Source organism: Saonia flava, from assembly GCF_011927795.1.
GTDB classification, from domain to species: Bacteria; Bacteroidota; Bacteroidia; order Flavobacteriales; family Flavobacteriaceae; genus Saonia; species Saonia flava.
Window position 1 is genome coordinate 2,538,237 of record NZ_JAATJJ010000001.1, and the last position, 18,472, is coordinate 2,556,708.

Sequence of the window (18,472 nt, forward strand, 5' to 3'; positions counted from 1 at the left end):
AGATAACAGCACTTTTCACTTTTAAAAAAATTATCTTTGCGCCAATTAAAAAGAAAAATAATATGTCTTTTACAGATTTATATGGCAATAGCGAGCATAGAAGGAATTTAGCTCATTTTGCTTCTATTGCATCGTTAGCGGCTGTTGATGGTGTTGTTAATGATAAAGAATTGGTCTTATTGAATCGTTTTGCAAAAAAATTGGATATTACAGAGGCCGAATATGAGGAAGTAATGAAAAAGGAGAATAAATATCCTATTGAAACACCTCATAGTTCAGAAGTGCGTTTGGAACGTTTATTCGATCTTTTCAAAATTATTTTTGCCGACCATGATATTGATGAAAACGAACTTTCTTTACTAAAAAAGTATGCTATTGGGTTGGGGTTTTCCAATGAAAATGCTGAGAGTATTATTCGAAAATCAGTACTTATTTTTAGTGGAAGAATAGATTTTGAAGATTACCTTTATTTGGTTAAAAAATAACAATCATTTAAATTAATAATAATAGACGGGGCAATTTTAAATTGCTCCGTTTTTTGTTTACATGTTTTATTTTCTTCTATAAGAACAAAATTTTGTGAAAGAATTAGTTTTATTTTCTGTTGATTATTGAATTTATAACTTTGTGTTTTATATATAACAATACATGGATTATATAATTAGAGATGCGGTTGCTGATGATATGCCTCAAGTAATGGGTCTTATTAAAGAGTTGGCAAAATTTGAGAAAGAGGAACATGCTGTAGAGGTTACGGTAGATGATTTGGTAAGGGATGGTTTTGGTGAAAAAAAGCTATTCCATTGTTTTGTGGCCCTATCCAGGGAAAAAATTATTGGTATTGCATTGGTATACCCCAGATATTCAACATGGAAGGGACCGGTAATCCATCTAGAAGATTTAATTGTTAGTGAAAATGCACGTGGAAAAGGATTGGGCTCTGCCCTTTTGGCCGAGGTGGTAAAATATGGATATTCCTTAGGAGTTAAACGTATTTGTTGGGAAGTCTTGGATTGGAACGATCCTGCCATTGATTTTTATGAAAGCAAGGGAGCAAGAGTGATGAGGGATTGGGATGTAGTGCAATTAGACGAAAAAGGAATACAGAATTTTATTGAAAATACTAAATGAGGGTCTTTAAGTTTGGAGGGGCATCTGTAAAAAATGCTGATGGAGTAAAAAATGTGGTACATGTTCTGAAAGAAGTTGGACATGAAAATACGCTGGTAGTGGTTTCAGCAATGGGAAAAACTACCAATGCAATGGAAGGTGTGGTGAAGGCATATTTTGATGATGATAATACTCTGGCTTCGGCCATACAAGATGTTGTGAAATATCATAATACTATTTTACAGGACTTGTTTTCCAATGACAGGCACCCAATTTTTGGAGAGGTGAAGTCTATTTTTGATGATGTTCAAGATTTTTTATCTAGAAATAAGTCACCAAATTATAGCTTTGTCTATGATCAAGTTGTGGGGTATGGCGAGTTGGTTTCCACAACAATAATCAACGCGTATTTTAACGAAATTGGAATTGAATGCAATTGGTTGGATGTTCGAGGTGTTATAAAGACAGATAGTAACCATAGAGAGGCACATGTAAATTGGGATGAAACGCAAACCAGAATTACTGCCGCTATAGATAAGAGCAAATTATATATAACCCAGGGATTTTTGGGGAGCGATGAAAATAATTTCACCACTACGCTGGGCAGAGAAGGATCCGACTACACAGCGGCTATTTTTGCTTATTGCCTAAATGCCAATTCGGTTACTATTTGGAAGGATGTTCCAGGTGTTTTGAATGCGGATCCAAGGTATTTTGAGAATGCTCAGTTATTAAATCAAATATCATATAGGGAAGCAATTGAGCTTGCTTTTTATGGAGCTTCCGTAATACATCCAAAAACATTACAACCCCTTCAGCGTAAAGAGATTCCCTTACATGTAAAATCTTTTATAAATCCAAAAGGGGCAGGAACAACAGTTGGAAAAGGTAACGGAATAGAGCCTAAAGTCCCCTGCTTCATTGTTAGAAAAGGGCAAGCTTTAGTGAAACTATCCTCTTTGGATTTCTCCTTTATTGTGGAGGATAGTATTAGTGAGATTTTTAAACTCTTCCATGAATATAAAATGAAGGTGGATTTAATTCAGAACTCGGCCATTAGTTTTTCAGTTTGTGTGGACAATAAGTTTGGTAGGTTACACGAACTTTTAAACCATCTAAAGGCCAAGTTCAAAGTAGTTTGCCATGAGAATGTTTCACTATATACCATACGACACTTTGATGTTCATGCAATAGAATCACTTCAAAACGGAAAAGAAGTACTATTGGAACAAAGGGGAAAAGAAACACTGCAATTAGTGGTAAAATAGAACATTCATTTTTTATTACATCATAATTTTGAACCTACATTTTCGGATTTCCCTATATTTATAGTTACCAAACTTAATAGAAGCAATGGGATTAGTGACGGCAAAGGAAGTAGCCAAGGCCATAAATATGGAAAAATATGGTTTTCTAGGTACTTTTATAGGATGGATATTGTTGAAAGTGACACGGATTTCCAGTATCAATTCCTTTTATGATACCATAGCCCATTTAGAGGGAGTGGAGTATCCCAATGCTATTTTAAAGCATTATGAAATAGATTATGAAATCCCTGAAGAGGATTTTAGGCGATTGCCAAAAGAAGGTGCGTACATTACGATTAGCAACCACCCATTGGGAGCTATTGATGGAATTTTGCTATTGAAATTAATGATTGGGCAACGGGCAGATTACAAAATAATGGCCAATTTTTTGTTGCAGCGCATGAAACCGATGGTGCCCTATATAATCCCAGTAAATCCTTTTGAAGGTCATAAGGATGCTCGTAGTAGTATTGCAGGGTTTAAAATGGCATTCCAACATTTAAAAGAAGGGCATCCTTTAGGGATTTTTCCAGCAGGAGAAGTATCAACATTTAAAGATGGGAAATTGGTTATTGACAAACCATGGGAAGAGGCCGCTTTAAAATTGATTCAAAAAGCAAAAGTCCCTGTGGTCCCCATTTATTTTCATGCTAGAAACAGTTCTTTGTTTTATAGACTTTCAAAAATAAACGGTGTTTTTAGAACAGCTAAAATACCTTCGGAGGTTTACACACAAAAAAATCGGCCTATAAAAGTTAGGATAGGGCAACCCATTTCTGTAAAAGCACAAGAGGAACAGAAAACCTTGGAGGAGTTTACAGATTTGCTTAGAAAGAAAACATACATCTTGGCAAATGCCTATGAAAAAGAAAGATTAAGAGACCAAATCCCTACTACCATAAAAATTCCAAAATCACCTAAAAAAATAGCTTCGGCGGTTAGAACAGAGGTGGTCCAAGGCGAAATAGATAAGCTTAGGGAAAAGGAATGTAGATTGTTACAAAGCAAAAATTATGAAGTATTCTTGGCCCAGGAATTGGATATGCCCTTTATTCTAAAAGAAATAGGAAGGCAACGAGAAGTTACATTTAGGGCAATAGGAGAGGGGACCAACAACGCAATAGATTTAGACCGATTTGATTCTTACTATCATCATTTGTTCTTATGGGACAATGAAGAAAAAGTCATTGTAGGCGCATACAGAATGGGAATGGGCTCACAGATATATGCAAAATATGGTATAGATGGATTTTATTTGCAGGACTTGTTTAGACTGGAGCCAGAGCTGCATGATATGATGAGCAAGTCCATAGAAATGGGAAGGGCCTATATTGTAAAAGAGTATCAACAAAAACCCATGCCTCTTTTTCTTCTCTGGAAAGGGATTGTGCATACTACCTTGCGTTTTCCGGAACATAAGTTTTTAATTGGAGGGGTAAGCATTAGCAATCAATTTTCTAATTTTTCCAAATCATTAATGATAGAATTTATGAAATCCCATTATTGGGACCCGTATGTAGCGCAATATATAAGGCCTAAAAAGGATTTTAAGGTAAAATTGAAAGATGCGGATAAGGAGTTCGTTTTTGATGAAACCCAAGCCGATCTGAACAAATTTGACCGTCTAATAGATGAGGTGGAACCAGGAAATTTGCGCTTACCTGTTTTAATTAAGAAGTACATTAAACAAAACGCAAAAGTTGTGGCTTTTAACGTAGACCCACTTTTTAATAATTCTGTTGATGGTCTTATGTACATTAAAATTGCTGACTTGCCAGAGAGTACGGTAAAACCCGTTATGGAAGAATTCCAGGCAGAACTGGAAAGAAAATTTTCAGAATCTTTGGCTAATAAAGCGTAATTAAGAGCTTGCTTTTGAAAGTGCGTACAATAATTCTGTTGCTATCTGCAGGCTTCTTTCTTTATATTTTTCTAATTGTTGAGGTGTATTGTCAAATGCTTTGGGATCTTCATACGTAATCGGGAAACGTTTTTCCGCCCCGGCAACAAATGGGCATCCCGCATCTGCCGATGAACAAGTCATTATTGCACCAAAACCAGACTTGGGATTAAAAGGGTCAAAATAGGTTTTGGAAAAACCAATGATTGGGTGCTCATTTTTAGCATATTTAATACTATAAACAGGATTGTTGCCCTGGGACAGGGTCACTACTTCAAACCCATGATTTTTTAATGTTTCCGCAGCTACAGGAAACAATGCAGTGGCTTCAGTGCCGCCAGAATAGCATTGTATATTTTTTATTCCTAGGTAATGCGCAATGGTTTGTGCCCAAACCTGGGATAGATGACTTCTCCGGGAGTTATGGGTACAAATAAAATTTAAATGTATTGGCTCCTTACTCTTAATCTTTTCTTTTATATAAGCTATTAAGGGCGCTAAAATTTCTTTTCTTTCCTGGGGGATTTCAGTAGTGTCCAATAAACCAATAGTATTGTCTATACCAGTAAATACTTGTTCTTTTGTTGTTTCCATTTTATTTAAATACCAATTTTTTCACTTCTTTTTTCAAATAGTAAGTTGTCTTTCCACGACCCAGCTAATTTTCCAACCCGTTCTCTTTTTCCTATATATCTAAACCCCATTTTTTCATGAAGTTTGATACTTGCAGTGTTTTCTGGAAAAATACCTGACTGCAAGGTCCAAAACCCTTGATTTTCACTTTCTTCTATCAATCTTTCCATCAATAGTTTACCAATACTAAGACCTCTGCTATTTGTGGCAACGTACACGCTTACCTCAGCAACACCTCCGTATACGCATCTACTGGAAACAGGTGACAATGCTGCCCATCCTAATACTGCCCCATTTTTTTCCACAACAAATCTACATTCTTTTAAATGAGCATTGTCCCAAGCATCATACTCTGGAATATTGGTTTCAAAAGTTGCATAGCCCGTAGCAATGCCATCGGCATAAATTGTTGATACTGTTGGCCAATCGTTTGCAATCATTTCTCTAATCAACATAGGACTTTTTTTACTAGCAACAACCACTGCCAGGTGAACAACTTTCTACATTAGTGGCTTTGGCACCAACAGTTTCTGGTACCCCACAAGTTTCCTTTGCTTTGCAATCGGTTTTCTCAACAGCAAGTTGTACGGTAAGATTTGTACCGTTCAATATATAGTCATTGACAAAAAGTTGAGCTGTATGGAAATTTTCATTGCTATATTCAAATTTAACTTCGGCATTTCTATCCATTGTTCTCATCTTGTCAACCTTATTTAGGATTCCCAAAGCCTTGTAAACAGACATGTACTCTCTTTTGTCTTTTTCTGATGGACTTTCCCATAATTGTATAATGGTTTCCTTCCAGGCATCTGTTCCCGCTCCACAATCAACGGACTCAATGGTTATGTTTTTTACCTCGGTGATATGATAGTTTGCACCAACCAATGCTCCTGTTTTATATTCAAAAAGAAGGTTCTTGTTTTGGTGCTCTTTTAGTAATTCTAAAAATTCGATTGTTTTCATAATTTACTTGTTTTATTAACAACAATTGGATTGGGTGTTTAAAAAAAAAGAGTTTAAAAGTTGCTGAATCTCTTTCCATTTTTGGAGGTTAATGCAGTAACAAATACTCTTTCCTTCTATTTCACCACTTATTAAATCTATTTTCTTTAGTTCTTTTAAATGCTGGGAAATGGTTGGCTGTGCCAAACCCACCTCTTCAACAATATCATTACATATACAGGCCTCTTGTGTGCTTATATATTCTAAAATGGCAATACGGGCCGGATGCGCCAAAACCTTTAAAACAATGGCCAATTGATTCTGCTTTTCTGTAAAAATTTCTGTTTTAGTAACACCCATAACATATTTATATATTGCAATATTACGATAATAAAGAATACAAAAAAAGCCAAATCAAAAAAATCTAGCTTTTTTATTTATTTAGAACCAAGGTTTTTTACCTACTTGATAGGTGTTAAAGAACTCTTCGTCCGATTTTGTTAAATAGATAATTCCTTCTATTAATCCAATAATCCACATTAATCCTGCAAGAATTCCACAGCTTATAACACTAATTATTAATGTTATTACCAACATTATAATTCCTTCTTTGGTATAACCTAGAATGAATTTGTGAATTCCAAACCCACCTAGAACTATGGCTAAAATGCCAGCCAATATTTTTTTATTGTCCCCAGTGGCATTATTAAACGTTTCTTTAGCGCTATCTGCAAATTCCTTGGCACTCTCTTTTGCATCTTCTGCAAATTCACTAGCGGCTTCTTTTGCATCTTCAAATGCTTCTTTTGCGTCTTCTTTTATATCTGATGCTTTTTCACTTGCCTTTTCGGCTGCCTCTTTTGCAGCTTCCTTGGCATCGTCCAGAGCGTCTTTTGCTTTATCTCCTAAATCTTTTTCTTTGTCTGACATAGTGTTTGTTATTGTTGGTTAATACAAGCTACAATGTAGTAAATATTTCCATTTTAAAGAAACGCTTTGTCAATAGGTTCCCAAAGTTCCAACTTGTTGCCTTCCGGATCCAAAATCCAGCCAAACTTGCCATATTCATACTCCTCAATTTCACCTACCACGGTAACACCTTCTTTTTTTAGCTGCGTTAGGAGTTCAACAAGATTTTCAACCCTATAATTAATCATAAACTGTTTTTCACTGGGTTTATAATACGAAGTGTCTTCACTCATTGGACTCCATTGGGTGGAACAATCCTTTCCTTCCTTGTCTTTCCACCAAAAAGTACATCCATATTGGTCTGTATTCAATCCTAAATGATTTTTGTACCATTCCTTTACTTTGTTTGGGTCTTTGGCCTTGAAGAAAAAACCCCCTAATCCCGTTACTCTATTTTTCATTTTTCTTGATATTTTGTTCATATAAATCAATCCAATCCTGTGTGGTCATTTTAGTGCAAAGCTCACCAATTAATCCATATGGAATATCATTCATGGATTTAAAACGAATACAGCTTTTCCCCATATCTAATTTTCGCTTACAATGTTTTGGAAATTCTTCTACAAACCATTCCATGAGATTTTTATCTGCATAAATTCCAGAATGATAGACCGCAACAAAATTTTTCTGCGAAGCTAGGTTTATAAAAGGTAGAGGTAGTTTAGGGTCGCAATGGTATCCATCTGGATAAATTTCATGAGGCACTACGTATCCAATCATCTTGTAATTAATACATTCTTGAAAACCCTTGGGTAGGTTGGCCTTAATAATTTTTCTTAGTTTGGATAGCACTGGTTTTCTTTCCTCAGGAATCTTGGAGATATAATCATCTGGTGTTGTGGCATCAATGGTCATATTTTTTTATTGTTTACGTTGAAGCATTAAAGAAGACAGCAAGGAAATTATAAAACCAATTACAAAGACGGTAATGAACATGAGGAAAAAACTTACTAGCGGGTTGGAAAAAAGTTCTTTTTCTTCTTCTAAATCAGCCAATTTCACCTTAAAATCTTCTGGGGATAAATTGGCTTTCATTTGCTCAATAGAGTGTGTGTAATAATCTTCCGTAAAATTGGGGTCTATAATTTTAACATAGATAACATCTAGCAGCCCGAAAGCCAATGCTGTAATAAGACTTATTAGAATACCAACGGCAAGACCTTTTTTTAGGGAAAGTTTCCCATTGTTTTCTTTATCCCTAAAATGCTTAATCCCAAAAAAGACAAAAGAAAGGGAGACTATTATGACGGCATAGCCAATAATTTCCTGGATAGCATAATCTAGTCCTTTTCCCAAAAACCATGAAGAAAGGAAGAGTACACAAATAGTGATGGCACCATAGAGACCATATCGAAGAACAGTGTTTTTCATTTTTTAAAAATTTTAGTTTGATTAAAAGTAATTGTGACCAAGGGTAAACCACTCATACTAAAGTACCAAAATGATATGGATTACATGATTTTTGGCTAAAATGATATGATTTGTAGCTCTTTGGCTTTTTGAATTGCTTGGGTTCTTCTCTTGACATCCAATTTTAGAAGCATATTGGAAACATGGGTTTTTATGGTGCTTTCCGAAACAAAAAGCTTGTTGGCTATTTCTTTGTTAGATAATCCATTTTTTATCTCCACTAGCACTTCATATTCCCTAGCGCTCAACCCCAGTTGTTTTATTTGATTTTTGTCAATTTTGCTTTCCAAAGAAGGCACTTTCTTTGAACTTTTTTTATTCAAGAACATTCCAATCGCAAAAAAGACAATGGCAATAGTTGCAATTATAATTTCAATGGATATTGTTCCCGATAAATAGGAGTAGGTGCTAATTTGAAACAGCGCCAACAAGGCAACAATCAATGAGGAAAAAATAAAAACGGTTCGCTTCACAGCATAAATTTAGCAAAATTTTGCCTTTACCTTGTCCACAATGGTCTGCGCCAATTTAATTTTGCTTTCAACGGTCCAGCCAGCAACATGGGGAGTTAAAATAACATTTTCTGCCTGTGTTAAATATTTAAATGCTGGCGGCATGGAATCGTCTGCAAATAAATTTTCAAAGGATTTTTTTTCATATTCCAATACATCTAAACCCGCACCCAATATTTTACCAGATATTAATGCGGCAACTAAGTCCTTTGTAACAACGGCTTTTCCACGTGCCGTGTTCAATAACCAAAAAGGCTTATGAAAAGCATTTATAAATTCTGAATTGACCATGCCAATAGTCAATTCTGTTTGGGGAACATGTAAGCTAACAACATCTACCTTTTGGTGAAACTCAAGAATGCCCACTTGCCGTGAATCTTCATTTCCTACACCGCCCAGGATATCATAACAAAGAACTTCTACCTCAAAACCTCGAAGTTTTTTAGAAAATGTTTTCCCCATATTACCATAACCAATGATGCCCACTGTGAGGCCATCCAGTTCAATCCCACGATTTCCTTCCCTGTCCCATTTTCCAGACCGTACTTCCTTGTCTGCTTTGTTCAGTTTATTGAAAAGGGAAAGCAACATACCTAGGGTATGCTCTCCTACAGCATTTCTATTTCCTTCTGGTGCTGAAGCCAAAAAGATTCCTTTTTGTTTGGCATAATCCGTATCAATATTTTCTAATCCAGCACCTAAACGGCCAATGAATTTTAAATTAGTGGCCTTTTCCAAAAAAAATTGGTCCAGGGTAAATCTAGAACGAATTATAAGTCCATCATACTCATGAATTTTAGCTTCTATTTCCTCTTTGGTGGATGTATAATCTTCATGGTTTTCAAAACCCAATTCTTTGAATTGTTCTATGATAAGAGGATGATTGGTGTCTAAGTGTAGTACTCGCATTAAATCTTTGGATATTCGGTTTGTGTTTTTTCGTGCAGCACATTTCCTGTATGTGATGTAGAAAGTTTTTCGAAAAGCAGTACATGAACTACTTCATCATTTTTGGTCATTGGATTATGTTCCACGCCTTTTGGAATTACAATGATTTCACCTTCTTTTACAACTTCGGTTCTGTCCCTAAATTGCATATGAAGCGTTCCTTTTAGAACTTGGAAAAGCTCATCTTCATTTTCATGTGCATGCCAGACAAATTCTCCTTGAACTTTTGCCAATAACACCTGCATATTATCCACTTTGGCAATTTGATGTGGGTGCCATTGTTTGGTAAATTCGGCGTGTTTTTGTTTTAGGTTGATAGGGGTAGGTTTTGCTTCCATTATTCTATATTTAGTTTCTCTACATCAATTCTGTAAATGTTCCCCATGCCGTTCAGGACATGTTTCGTCATCTCGTTAAACTCTAAAATAGTTGTTATTTTTTTGTTTAGTTGATGTCCTTTATTACTTGTAAAGTAAAAATTCTTTCTAGGAAGGTCTATAAAGGGGCAGTAATCCAACTTATCAGAGTTTACTATGGCACCCATATTTTTAGATTTGCTCCATTCTCCATGTTCATTTTTTGTACTATAATACAAATCACCGCCACCATAACCATCTTCACGGCCAAAAGAGCTAAAAATCAATAAATTTTCTTCTGGATTAATATAAGCATTGAATTCGAACATAGCTGTGTTAATATTGGCATCCAAAACAGTTGGGGCTTCAAAGGTATCTTTAACAAACTTGCTTATAAAGATATCCTCTCTGCCAATACCATTTTCTCTTGAAGAAGTAAAATAAAGATTACCATGTTTACTAACTGCAGGATAGAATTCATCTGTTTTTGAATTTATTATTGAATCTAACGGCATAGGATTTCCCCACTTTAAATTGATTTTTTCCGCCACCCAAATATTATAATCATTTCTTAGAGAATCCTTATAAATGGGTCTATTAGAAGAGAAATATAACTTTTCCCCATCTGGGGAGAAAAAAGGTTCTATGTCATTATATTTTCCCGAAAAATCCAGTATTTTCTTGTTTGTCCAGCCTTTGCCTTTTTTTTCAATTATTACCAGGCTTCTAATTGTTTGATCATAGTTGCCCAAAGAATAAATAATTTCATCCCCTTTTGAAGAAATAGCAATATCTCTTTCATATAAGTTGGTGCTAACAATATCTTTTCCATATAGTTCAAGAGAAGTTGGTCGTATATCTAAAGCAATATTCAAAGAGTTTTCCCTAGAACAACCACTGATAAATAAAAGTAGTATTAAGAATAGTCTTTTAAACATAGTTCTTAAAGATAATTTATATCCCCAGTACAAATTTGGCTATCAAAAAGTAGATGAGGATTCCAAAAATATCATTGCTGGTGGTAATAAAAGGCCCAGTGGCAATGGCTGGGTCTATACCACGTTTGTGCAAAAACAAAGGAACAAATGTGCCAATAATGCCAGCTACAACAATCACGACAACCAAAGAGATGGAGATTGCCAATGCAGTGTAAAAATGCCCTTTCCAAAACCATGTAAATATTAAGAGTACGGCAGCCAAAATAACCCCGTTTAAAAGAGCCAAAAGCATTTCTTTGATAAGTCGGTTGCTTATGCTGCCCTTAAAATCATCATTTGCCAGTCCTTGCACTATAATGGCACTGGACTGTACACCCACGTTGCCAGCCATGGCCGCAATCAATGGAGTAAAAAAGAACAGAACCGCATGCTTACTTATCATTTCTTCAAAACCGCCCATAATTGCAGCAGCTCCCAATCCACCAAAAAGCCCTAAAATAAGCCATGGTAATCGGGCACGTGTTAAATCCCAAATACTGTCATCTGCTTCAACATCTTGAGAGATACCAGCTGCCAGTTGGTAATCTTTTTCAGCTTCTTCCCTAATTACATCTACAATGTCATCAATTGTAATTCTACCTACCAAACGTCCAATTTCATCAATTACTGGAATAGCTTCCAAATCATATTTGGACATAATTTTTGCTACCTCCTCTGGGTTCTCAGTTACGTTTACCGAGTCAACTTTAGGGATGTATATTTCTTTGATATGTGTTTCAGTTGAAACAGTCAACAAGTCCTTTAATGAGAGTCTACCTTTAAGTTTGTCATCATTATCTACCACATAAATGGAGTGGACTCTTGTGACATTCTCTGCTTGACTTCTCATTTCTCTAACGCAACGCGTCACAGTCCAGTTTTCATTAACTTTTACAAGCTCTTTGGCCATAAGGCCACCAGCAGAATTTTCATCATATCTAAGAAGGTCAACAATGTCTTTGGCATGTTCTTTATCCCCAATCTCAGAGATAACTTCCTGGACAATCTCTTCTGGAAGTTCGGCAATAATATCGGCGGCATCATCTGTGTCCAGTTCATCCAGTTCTCCTGCAATTTCCTTTGCCGAGAGATTGTTAAGAATGGCCTCGCGGACATCCTCGTCCAATTCTGTAAGAATGTCAGAGGTTTTATCACTGTCCAAAAGTTTAATAAGATAGGTTGCCTCATCTTCATTTAGATCATTTATAATTTCGGCAATATCAGCATAATGATAATCCTCCAAGAGGGAAGTAAGTTTCTTTCCCTCTTGGTTTTCTATAAGCTGTTCAATTTCAGCTACTAGCTTGTCTGTTAGCTTAAACGGTATCATGTTCTATCTTCTTGGTCAGCGCAATAAAATCGGAAACAGATAATTGTTCCGGGCGTTGGTCAAAGATAGCATCTTCTTTTAAAACATTGGAAAGACCAAAGGTTTTTAAACTGTTGCGCAATGTTTTTCTTCGTTGGTTAAAGGCCGTTTTCACAACCTTAAAAAACAATTTTTCATCACAGTCTATATCATGGTTCTCTTTCCTGGTCAATCTAAGTACTCCAGAATGGACTTTTGGCGGGGGTTCAAAAACGGATGGAGGTACTGTGAACAAATATTCAGCATCATAAAATGCTTGTACAAATACAGATAATATCCCGTATGCCTTGCTGCCTTCCTTTTCACAAATACGTTGCGCTACCTCTTTTTGAAACATGCCCGTAAATTCTGGAACCTGCTTTCTCATTTCCAGCATCTTAAAAACAATTTGGGTAGATATGTTGTATGGAAAATTACCGGTAATGGCAAATTGTTCATTGCCAAAAAGCGTTGAGAGGTCATATTTTAGAAAATCGGCTTCCAAAACTTTAAAAGTACCTTTACGGTTCATTGTTTCTGGATGCTCCAATGAAAAGCTATGGTTTAAATAAATAATGGATTCCTCATCCAAATCCATAGCGACTAAATCTATGTCATGTGCCAATAAATATTTTGTTAGTACACCAGTCCCAGGACCAATTTCCAGCACATTTTTGTACTTGCTCAAAGAAAGGGTATCTGCAATATTCTTAGCAATTTTCTCGTCCTTTAAAAAGTGTTGCCCCAAATGTTTTTTCGCCCTGACAGGACTTTCCTCTTTCCAATTCTTTGAATTTCCATTTTTAAAGTTTGGGTTATATTTTTTCTTTTTTGACATTTTTTCAATCTAAATTTTCAACGTAGACCCAAGCATCAATACCTGATTTTAAGGTCGCTTTTTCCCGTCTGTAAGCATTGGTCTCATAAACATCTGTTTTCAAAAGTTCTTCATATGAGATATAGTATACCATTCCTGGGACAGAATCATTTTCATGATTAGTTTTTACCACTAGAGGATATTTGCCATAAACAGCATTTTTTAAACGTTTATGACCAAGGAGAAAATCTGGCTTGCCATCCAATATTCTTCCATAAATATAGTGTTGTACTTGTGGGTCTTGCAAAGTGCCATAGGTAAATAAAAATTCTGATATTTTCAAAGGAATCTAGTGTTCACTTACTACTTGTAATTCTGTTCTAAAGGCCACAAATTTGTTTGGAAAATGAATGTTCACCTCTCCCCGCAATCTGTCGGCATCTTCTTCGTAATATTTATCCAATGTTTCTTTGTTAATAGTGGTATATTGAACGGAATAGGTGATACCGCCCATATCCTCATCTACCAAAACCTTACACATTTTGGCATTTAGAAACTTCCCAGTTGCCAATACATCTGGAATATGGGTTTTTTTCATCCAAGACAACCATTTGTCATGAACACTTTCGTCTATGTTTATTGTAACATTGTAGATGTACATTTTTAACTTTTTAGTTTATAGAATCTCCTCTCAAAACCCTAAAATTCTTTCTGGCCTGAGGGAAGTAGTAACTATCTTGATAATTATAGATAATTTTCTCGTAATGTTGTTTGGCCAATTCAGGTTGCTTTAGAATGTTTCTATACAATTCTGCTAGAGCAAAATGGGCATCATCTGCTAAAATATCATTCCCATAAAACTCTACAATTTTTTGATAATTGAACTTTGCCGCTTCATAATCTTTTTGGCTTTCCAACAATTCTCCCTGCTTTAAAAGGGTTTCATCCTCGATTTTCTCACCTTTATGGTTCTGTAAAATATCTTCCAAGGCTCCAATGGCCTCTTTGGTTTTGTTTTGATAGGCCAACAAATCAGCCCTGGCATATTTCTTAAGTGCTGTTTGGGTGGAATCCTCCAAGGAGTTGTCCGAAATCAACAAACTTAATTGCATGGCATCATTGGCAATAAGTTGGGACGTGGAACCCCTTAGCACTTTTAGTTGGGTAAGTGCCCAATCAAAATCACCTTTATAAAAACTGGTCTGCGCTACTTTAAAACGGGCATTTTGGCCCATAACATCATTTTTTAATTTTTGTTGGATTTGGGAAAAATAAATAAGCGCCTCATTGAACTTTTTATCAAAAACCAAAATATCCCCCAAAGCCATTTTTATATATCCTTCACCAAATTTATTTAATGGCAGTTCCAAACTTGTTTTTAGAATATCAATGGCAGGTTGTGGGGTCTCTTTCTTAAAAGTTAGGAAATTGGCATAGGCAATGGGAAGTTGTAGGGTATTGGGTTGATATCCATATTCAGCGATTAATTTTTCAAACTTTTTTTGGACGCTATCATATTTTTTTGAATCGGCATCCAAAAGATCAATGTCAATAAGGTTCAACTGGGCATTTAATCGTGATACAGGGTCGTGACTATTCTCCACTATATAGCCAAAAACGTTTTTTGCATCCTCCAAGGCATGGTCCCCCAAAGCAATTTCTCCTAAGTTTTCCATTCGTAACAAAGAACTTCCTTGCTCTCTTTTAAAAATTGCCTTTTCTTGCGTAAAAGCGCTTTTATATTGTTTTTGTTGAACAAATAGCCAACTTAGAAGTTCGTTCCATAACACATTGGGATTTTTTTGAGCCCTTTGGAGCAATGTTTTTTTAAAGAGGATGTTATTCTCATTATCAGCATCTTCTGTAATAAAATCATCAATGTTCCTAAGCACGTTGGACTTAGAAGATCTGCCAATTACAATAAGTTCCAAATAACTATCATACATTTTGGAAATATTACCCTGCTCCCCATAGATGCGGGCCAATTGAAAATTAAAATCCAATTCTGGATTTAATTCCATGGCCTTAGTATAAGCCTTTATGGCATAGTCCAACAAAGCATATTTTTGAAATCTAAAACCTACTCCATACCCAAAGTTTGGGTTTTCCTCGATTTTTTGCACAGCCTCATCATAATAAACCAGGGCCTTTTCTGGCATGTCCTGCAAAGTAAAATTATATCCCAGCTCAACAAAAAGAACAGGATACACATTACCTGCATTTATTTTCTTAAGAAGAAACTCTTCTGCCTTTTTATAGTTCTCCAGTTGTTGATGGCATTCTATGAGACCTTCAAAATAATCCGTCCTACGGGGGTTTTGCTCTACCAGTTTTTCATAAAATACGAGGGCTTTTTCATACGCACCGTCGTTGAGGTACTGTTTTGCCAAAAAATCATCTTGGGAAAACCCAAATTGTAGGTAGCAGAAAACCAGGATGAAAAGTAGGGACCTCAAAAGTGTTGTTTTTCCAAAGATACGCAGTTTATGGAAAATTGGTGTTAAGGGAATTGTAAGGGGATTTAATACCTAACTTTTAGAAGGTTAATTAATCATATTAAATCCGGTATAGGGAATTAATACTTCGGGAATTTTAATTCCTTCTGGAGTTTGATAATTTTCCAAAATCCCAGCCAAAACTCTTGGCAACGCCAAAGAACTACCATTTAAGGTGTGCGCCAACTGACTTTTACCATGTTCATCTTTAAAACGAAGTTTCAAGCGGTTAGCCTGATAGGTTTCAAAATTCGATACAGAACTGATTTCCAACCAACGGTCTTGTGCCGTAGAAAAGACCTCAAAATCGTAGGTAAGGGCTGCCGTAAAACCTAAATCTCCTCCGCAAAGTCTAATAATTCGGTATGGAAGCTTTAAATCTCTCAAAATTTCTTTTACATGCTCTACCATTCCATTCAAAGCTTCATACGATTTACTGGGATGCTCCACACGTACAATTTCTACCTTATCAAACTGATGCAAGCGGTTTAATCCACGTACATGTGCACCATAGCTGCCTGCTTCTCTTCTAAAACAAGGGGTATAACCTGTTAGGCAGATAGGAAAGTCTTTTTGGTTGACAATTTCATTCCTAAAAATGTTGGTAACAGGAACTTCTGCTGTGGGAATTAGATAGAGGTCATCTGCCCCAACATGGTACATTTGCCCTTCTTTATCGGGGAGCTGTCCAGTGCCATAGCCAGATGCTTCGTTTACCAAGTGCGGCACTTGAATTTCTTTATACCCAGCTTCCGTGTTTTTATCCAAGAAATAAGAAATAAGAGCACGTTGTAGCCTTGCTCCTTTTCCCTTATATACAGGAAAACCTGCTCCTGCTATTTTTACACCAAGCTCAAAGTCTATAATGTCATATTTTTTTGCCAATTCCCAATGTGGTAGGGCGTCACCAGACAAAGTAGGAATGTTACCTTCCTTAAAAACTTCCTCATTGTCATCCTCTGTACTACCAGCAGGAACAGATATATGTGGAATATTTGGAATTTGGTATAAAAGGGCCTGTAATTCTTCTGCCGTAGTGTTTAAATCTTCACCCAGTTTTTTGGAATCTTCCTTTAATGTTCCTGTTTTCTCTTTTAGAAGGTTGGCTTCTTGTGCTTTTCCAGTTTTAAAAAGCATACCAATTTCCTTTGAAAGACTATTTAATTCTGCAAGAGCAGCGTCCAATTGGGTCTGTACAGCTCGTCTTTTTTCATCTAACTGCAATATGTTGTCCAACAGGGAGGAAGCATCCAAGTTACGTTTGCTCAATGCTTTGATAATTTCCTCTTTGTTTTCCCTAATGACCTGTAATTGCAACATTTTTCATGATTTTGAAGTGCAAAGTTAAGTTTAATTAATCAATGTATCAATTGGAAAAATTGTGATATTGTAATAGCGTTTTGGTTTGATTGAAAATTACTTATTTCCTTCCTTTGAAGGAAAAATCCATTCACTATGGGAGAAGGGTTTCCAGGGAATACTGGCCAAATCCACTTGTGGGTCTATAAAAGGAACAGAAGCTTTTCCATTTATACTTGCTCTGGAATTAACGGCATGCACCTCAATATTTTGCCCTTTTTTTGCATACTCCTTTTTTAAGCGTTGGGCAAATTGCCATATGAAATCTGGGTAAACAGCTATTCTTCGTGTTTGCTTTTTGGTAAGATAATCACTTGTCTTTATGGTTTCAACTTTCCCCGTTTCTTTATCTTTTACTTTGAAAATTATGGTTCCTGATCTACTGCGCAGCATCATCCTCCAACTTAACCTATGACCTTCTTCTGTCCATAAAACATTATCTTTTATAAAATGGTGACGTATAGGCAATACAAGTTGAATACAAAAATAAATACTTGTTCCAATTACAAAGATCCTCCTGTAGGATGGCGTTTCTATTTCTTTGGCAGTATATAAAGTCTTTTTTTTAAAGAAGATATTTTTAATGGTTTTTCCATCAAAAAAGAATACCGTAAATACCAATGACAAATAGGGGAAAATGCCTATTTGAAATACAAAAGAATTAAAGAGGTGAAAGAATACAGCAAAACAAAAAGCGATTTTTCTAGTGGGTTTCCAGAGTAGGGCGGGAACAATTAAAAAATCAAATAAAATTCCAAAGATTGCCACTATTTTATGTGCCGAGGACTGTTGCAAAAATTCACCAATTAAAAAATAATTGGCTTTACCCTGCATTAATAATTTTATAAAACTAAAATCCAGCCAGTCTCCATAAAGTTTGGCAAGTGAGGCGTAGGTGTACACTATAAAAAGCTGGGCAATGATGACCCATTTTACCCAATTGGGCATGGTATTTGTCTTTATGGAAGTATTCTTTTTTGCATCCAAGGAAATGGCCCTATGGGCGGGCATAAAAATCATTAAAAAGGAAATCAATATCAATAAATAATAATGGTTATTGTAAGATGTCTTTTGTAATAGATAGACGCCTGTCCATAAAATGGTAAAAGCAACCATACTAAACCGATATTTATATCCCAATGCAATAAGAATACCTAGGGAGCCCATAATAACGAAGTAGATATACATGCCATTTCCCACGAATAGCTGCAACCAATCAAAACCAATAAAATTAAAAGTGAATTTGGGTTCAACCAAATTTATGCGCACCCAACCCGTTACAATGGCACCGTAACATTCGCATGCAATAAGAATTCCAAAAAAAATCCGAAACAGTATAAGTGGACTATTGTCGATTTTTTTAAAAAGGAACCGGTCTATCATGATGGT

At 35.8% G+C, this 18,472-nt stretch carries 23 protein-coding genes; 4 read left to right on the top strand and 19 right to left on the bottom strand.

From position 1 onward, the window contains the following. Positions 1–62: 62 nt before the first annotated feature. From GGR42_RS11125 to GGR42_RS11140, 4 genes are all read left to right on the top strand, one after another. Positions 63–485: a tellurite resistance TerB family protein gene (locus GGR42_RS11125; RefSeq protein ID WP_167963892.1), complete on the top strand. Its 423-nt coding sequence runs from the start codon at positions 63–65 to the stop codon at positions 483–485. A gap of 163 nt (positions 486–648) precedes the next feature. Then, positions 649–1,131, top strand: a complete 483-nt coding sequence (locus tag GGR42_RS11130) for a GNAT family N-acetyltransferase (RefSeq protein ID WP_167963894.1) — start codon at positions 649–651, stop codon at positions 1,129–1,131. Next, positions 1,128–2,378, top strand: a complete 1,251-nt coding sequence (locus GGR42_RS11135) for an aspartate kinase (RefSeq protein WP_167963896.1) — start codon at positions 1,128–1,130, stop codon at positions 2,376–2,378. The genes GGR42_RS11130 and GGR42_RS11135 overlap by 4 nt, the downstream gene beginning before the upstream one ends. 85 nt (positions 2,379–2,463) lie before the next feature. After that, positions 2,464–4,278 carry a GNAT family N-acyltransferase gene (locus GGR42_RS11140; protein ID WP_167963898.1) on the top strand — a complete coding sequence of 605 codons (1,815 nt, stop codon included), beginning with the start codon at positions 2,464–2,466 and terminating at the stop codon, positions 4,276–4,278. Here GGR42_RS11140 and GGR42_RS11145 read toward each other — a convergent pair whose 3' ends face one another. The 19 genes from GGR42_RS11145 to GGR42_RS11235 all read right to left on the bottom strand — a co-directional run bounded on the left by GGR42_RS11145 (position 4,279) and on the right by GGR42_RS11235 (position 18,466). Next, a complete protein-coding gene (locus tag GGR42_RS11145) occupies positions 4,279–4,911 on the bottom strand; it encodes an arsenate-mycothiol transferase ArsC (protein WP_167963900.1) in 633 nt (210 codons plus the stop codon). Positions 4,912–4,916: 5 nt separating this feature from the next. Then, entirely contained in the window at positions 4,917–5,405 is a 489-nt protein-coding gene (locus GGR42_RS11150) for a GNAT family N-acetyltransferase (RefSeq protein ID WP_167963902.1), read from the bottom strand. A gap of 13 nt (positions 5,406–5,418) precedes the next feature. Then, a complete protein-coding gene (locus tag GGR42_RS11155; RefSeq protein WP_167963904.1) occupies positions 5,419–5,913 on the bottom strand; it encodes a DUF6428 family protein in 495 nt (164 codons plus the stop codon). 15 nt (positions 5,914–5,928) lie between these two features. Further along, the gene (locus GGR42_RS11160; RefSeq protein WP_167963906.1) at positions 5,929–6,252 is read right to left on the bottom strand and encodes an ArsR/SmtB family transcription factor; all 324 of its coding nucleotides are present in this window, start codon (positions 6,250–6,252) and stop codon (positions 5,929–5,931) included. A gap of 81 nt (positions 6,253–6,333) precedes the next feature. Continuing rightward, on the bottom strand, positions 6,334–6,822 hold the full coding sequence (locus tag GGR42_RS11165; RefSeq protein ID WP_167963908.1) for a TM2 domain-containing protein: 489 nt from the start codon (positions 6,820–6,822) through the stop codon (positions 6,334–6,336). A 53-nt stretch (positions 6,823–6,875) separates the two neighbouring features. After that, the gene (locus GGR42_RS11170) at positions 6,876–7,262 is read right to left on the bottom strand and encodes a VOC family protein (RefSeq protein WP_167963910.1); all 387 of its coding nucleotides are present in this window, start codon (positions 7,260–7,262) and stop codon (positions 6,876–6,878) included. After that, complete coding sequence (locus GGR42_RS11175; RefSeq protein WP_167963912.1) at positions 7,252–7,716, bottom strand: DUF1801 domain-containing protein; 465 nt, start codon at positions 7,714–7,716, stop codon at positions 7,252–7,254. The genes GGR42_RS11170 and GGR42_RS11175 overlap by 11 nt, the downstream gene beginning before the upstream one ends. Before the next feature lie 6 nt (positions 7,717–7,722). Then, positions 7,723–8,232, bottom strand: coding sequence for a DUF4199 domain-containing protein (locus tag GGR42_RS11180; RefSeq protein WP_167963914.1), 510 nt, complete (start codon positions 8,230–8,232; stop codon positions 7,723–7,725). Between the two features lie 95 nt (positions 8,233–8,327). After that, positions 8,328–8,744: a response regulator transcription factor gene (locus GGR42_RS16965; RefSeq protein ID WP_167963916.1), complete on the bottom strand. Its 417-nt coding sequence runs from the start codon at positions 8,742–8,744 to the stop codon at positions 8,328–8,330. Between the two features lie 9 nt (positions 8,745–8,753). Continuing rightward, positions 8,754–9,692, bottom strand: a complete 939-nt coding sequence (locus GGR42_RS11190) for a 2-hydroxyacid dehydrogenase (protein ID WP_167963918.1) — start codon at positions 9,690–9,692, stop codon at positions 8,754–8,756. Next, positions 9,692–10,069, bottom strand: a complete 378-nt coding sequence (locus GGR42_RS11195) for a cupin domain-containing protein (protein ID WP_167963920.1) — start codon at positions 10,067–10,069, stop codon at positions 9,692–9,694. Before GGR42_RS11195 ends, GGR42_RS11190 begins: the two co-directional genes overlap by 1 nt. Beyond that, positions 10,069–11,025, bottom strand: coding sequence for a TolB family protein (locus tag GGR42_RS11200; protein WP_167963922.1), 957 nt, complete (start codon positions 11,023–11,025; stop codon positions 10,069–10,071). The genes GGR42_RS11195 and GGR42_RS11200 overlap by 1 nt, the downstream gene beginning before the upstream one ends. 16 nt (positions 11,026–11,041) lie before the next feature. Next, positions 11,042–12,394 (bottom strand): magnesium transporter, encoded by a 1,353-nt coding sequence (gene mgtE, locus GGR42_RS11205; RefSeq protein ID WP_167963924.1) that lies wholly within the window; start codon positions 12,392–12,394, stop codon positions 11,042–11,044. After that, on the bottom strand, positions 12,381–13,250 hold the full coding sequence (rsmA, locus tag GGR42_RS11210) for a 16S rRNA (adenine(1518)-N(6)/adenine(1519)-N(6))-dimethyltransferase RsmA (protein ID WP_167963926.1): 870 nt from the start codon (positions 13,248–13,250) through the stop codon (positions 12,381–12,383). Before rsmA ends, mgtE begins: the two co-directional genes overlap by 14 nt. Positions 13,251–13,254: 4 nt before the next feature. After that, on the bottom strand, positions 13,255–13,572 hold the full coding sequence (locus GGR42_RS11215; protein WP_167963928.1) for a gamma-glutamylcyclotransferase family protein: 318 nt from the start codon (positions 13,570–13,572) through the stop codon (positions 13,255–13,257). 6 nt (positions 13,573–13,578) lie between these two features. After that, positions 13,579–13,890, bottom strand: coding sequence for a DUF4286 family protein (locus tag GGR42_RS11220; RefSeq protein ID WP_167963930.1), 312 nt, complete (start codon positions 13,888–13,890; stop codon positions 13,579–13,581). Between the two features lie 10 nt (positions 13,891–13,900). Continuing rightward, positions 13,901–15,685, bottom strand: a complete 1,785-nt coding sequence (locus tag GGR42_RS11225) for a tetratricopeptide repeat protein (RefSeq protein WP_167963932.1) — start codon at positions 15,683–15,685, stop codon at positions 13,901–13,903. Positions 15,686–15,772: 87 nt separating this feature from the next. Beyond that, entirely contained in the window at positions 15,773–17,044 is a 1,272-nt protein-coding gene (serS, locus tag GGR42_RS11230; protein WP_167963934.1) for a serine--tRNA ligase, read from the bottom strand. 96 nt (positions 17,045–17,140) lie between these two features. Continuing rightward, positions 17,141–18,466, bottom strand: a complete 1,326-nt coding sequence (locus GGR42_RS11235; protein WP_167963936.1) for an HTTM domain-containing protein — start codon at positions 18,464–18,466, stop codon at positions 17,141–17,143. Between the last annotated feature and the right edge of the window lie 6 nt (positions 18,467–18,472).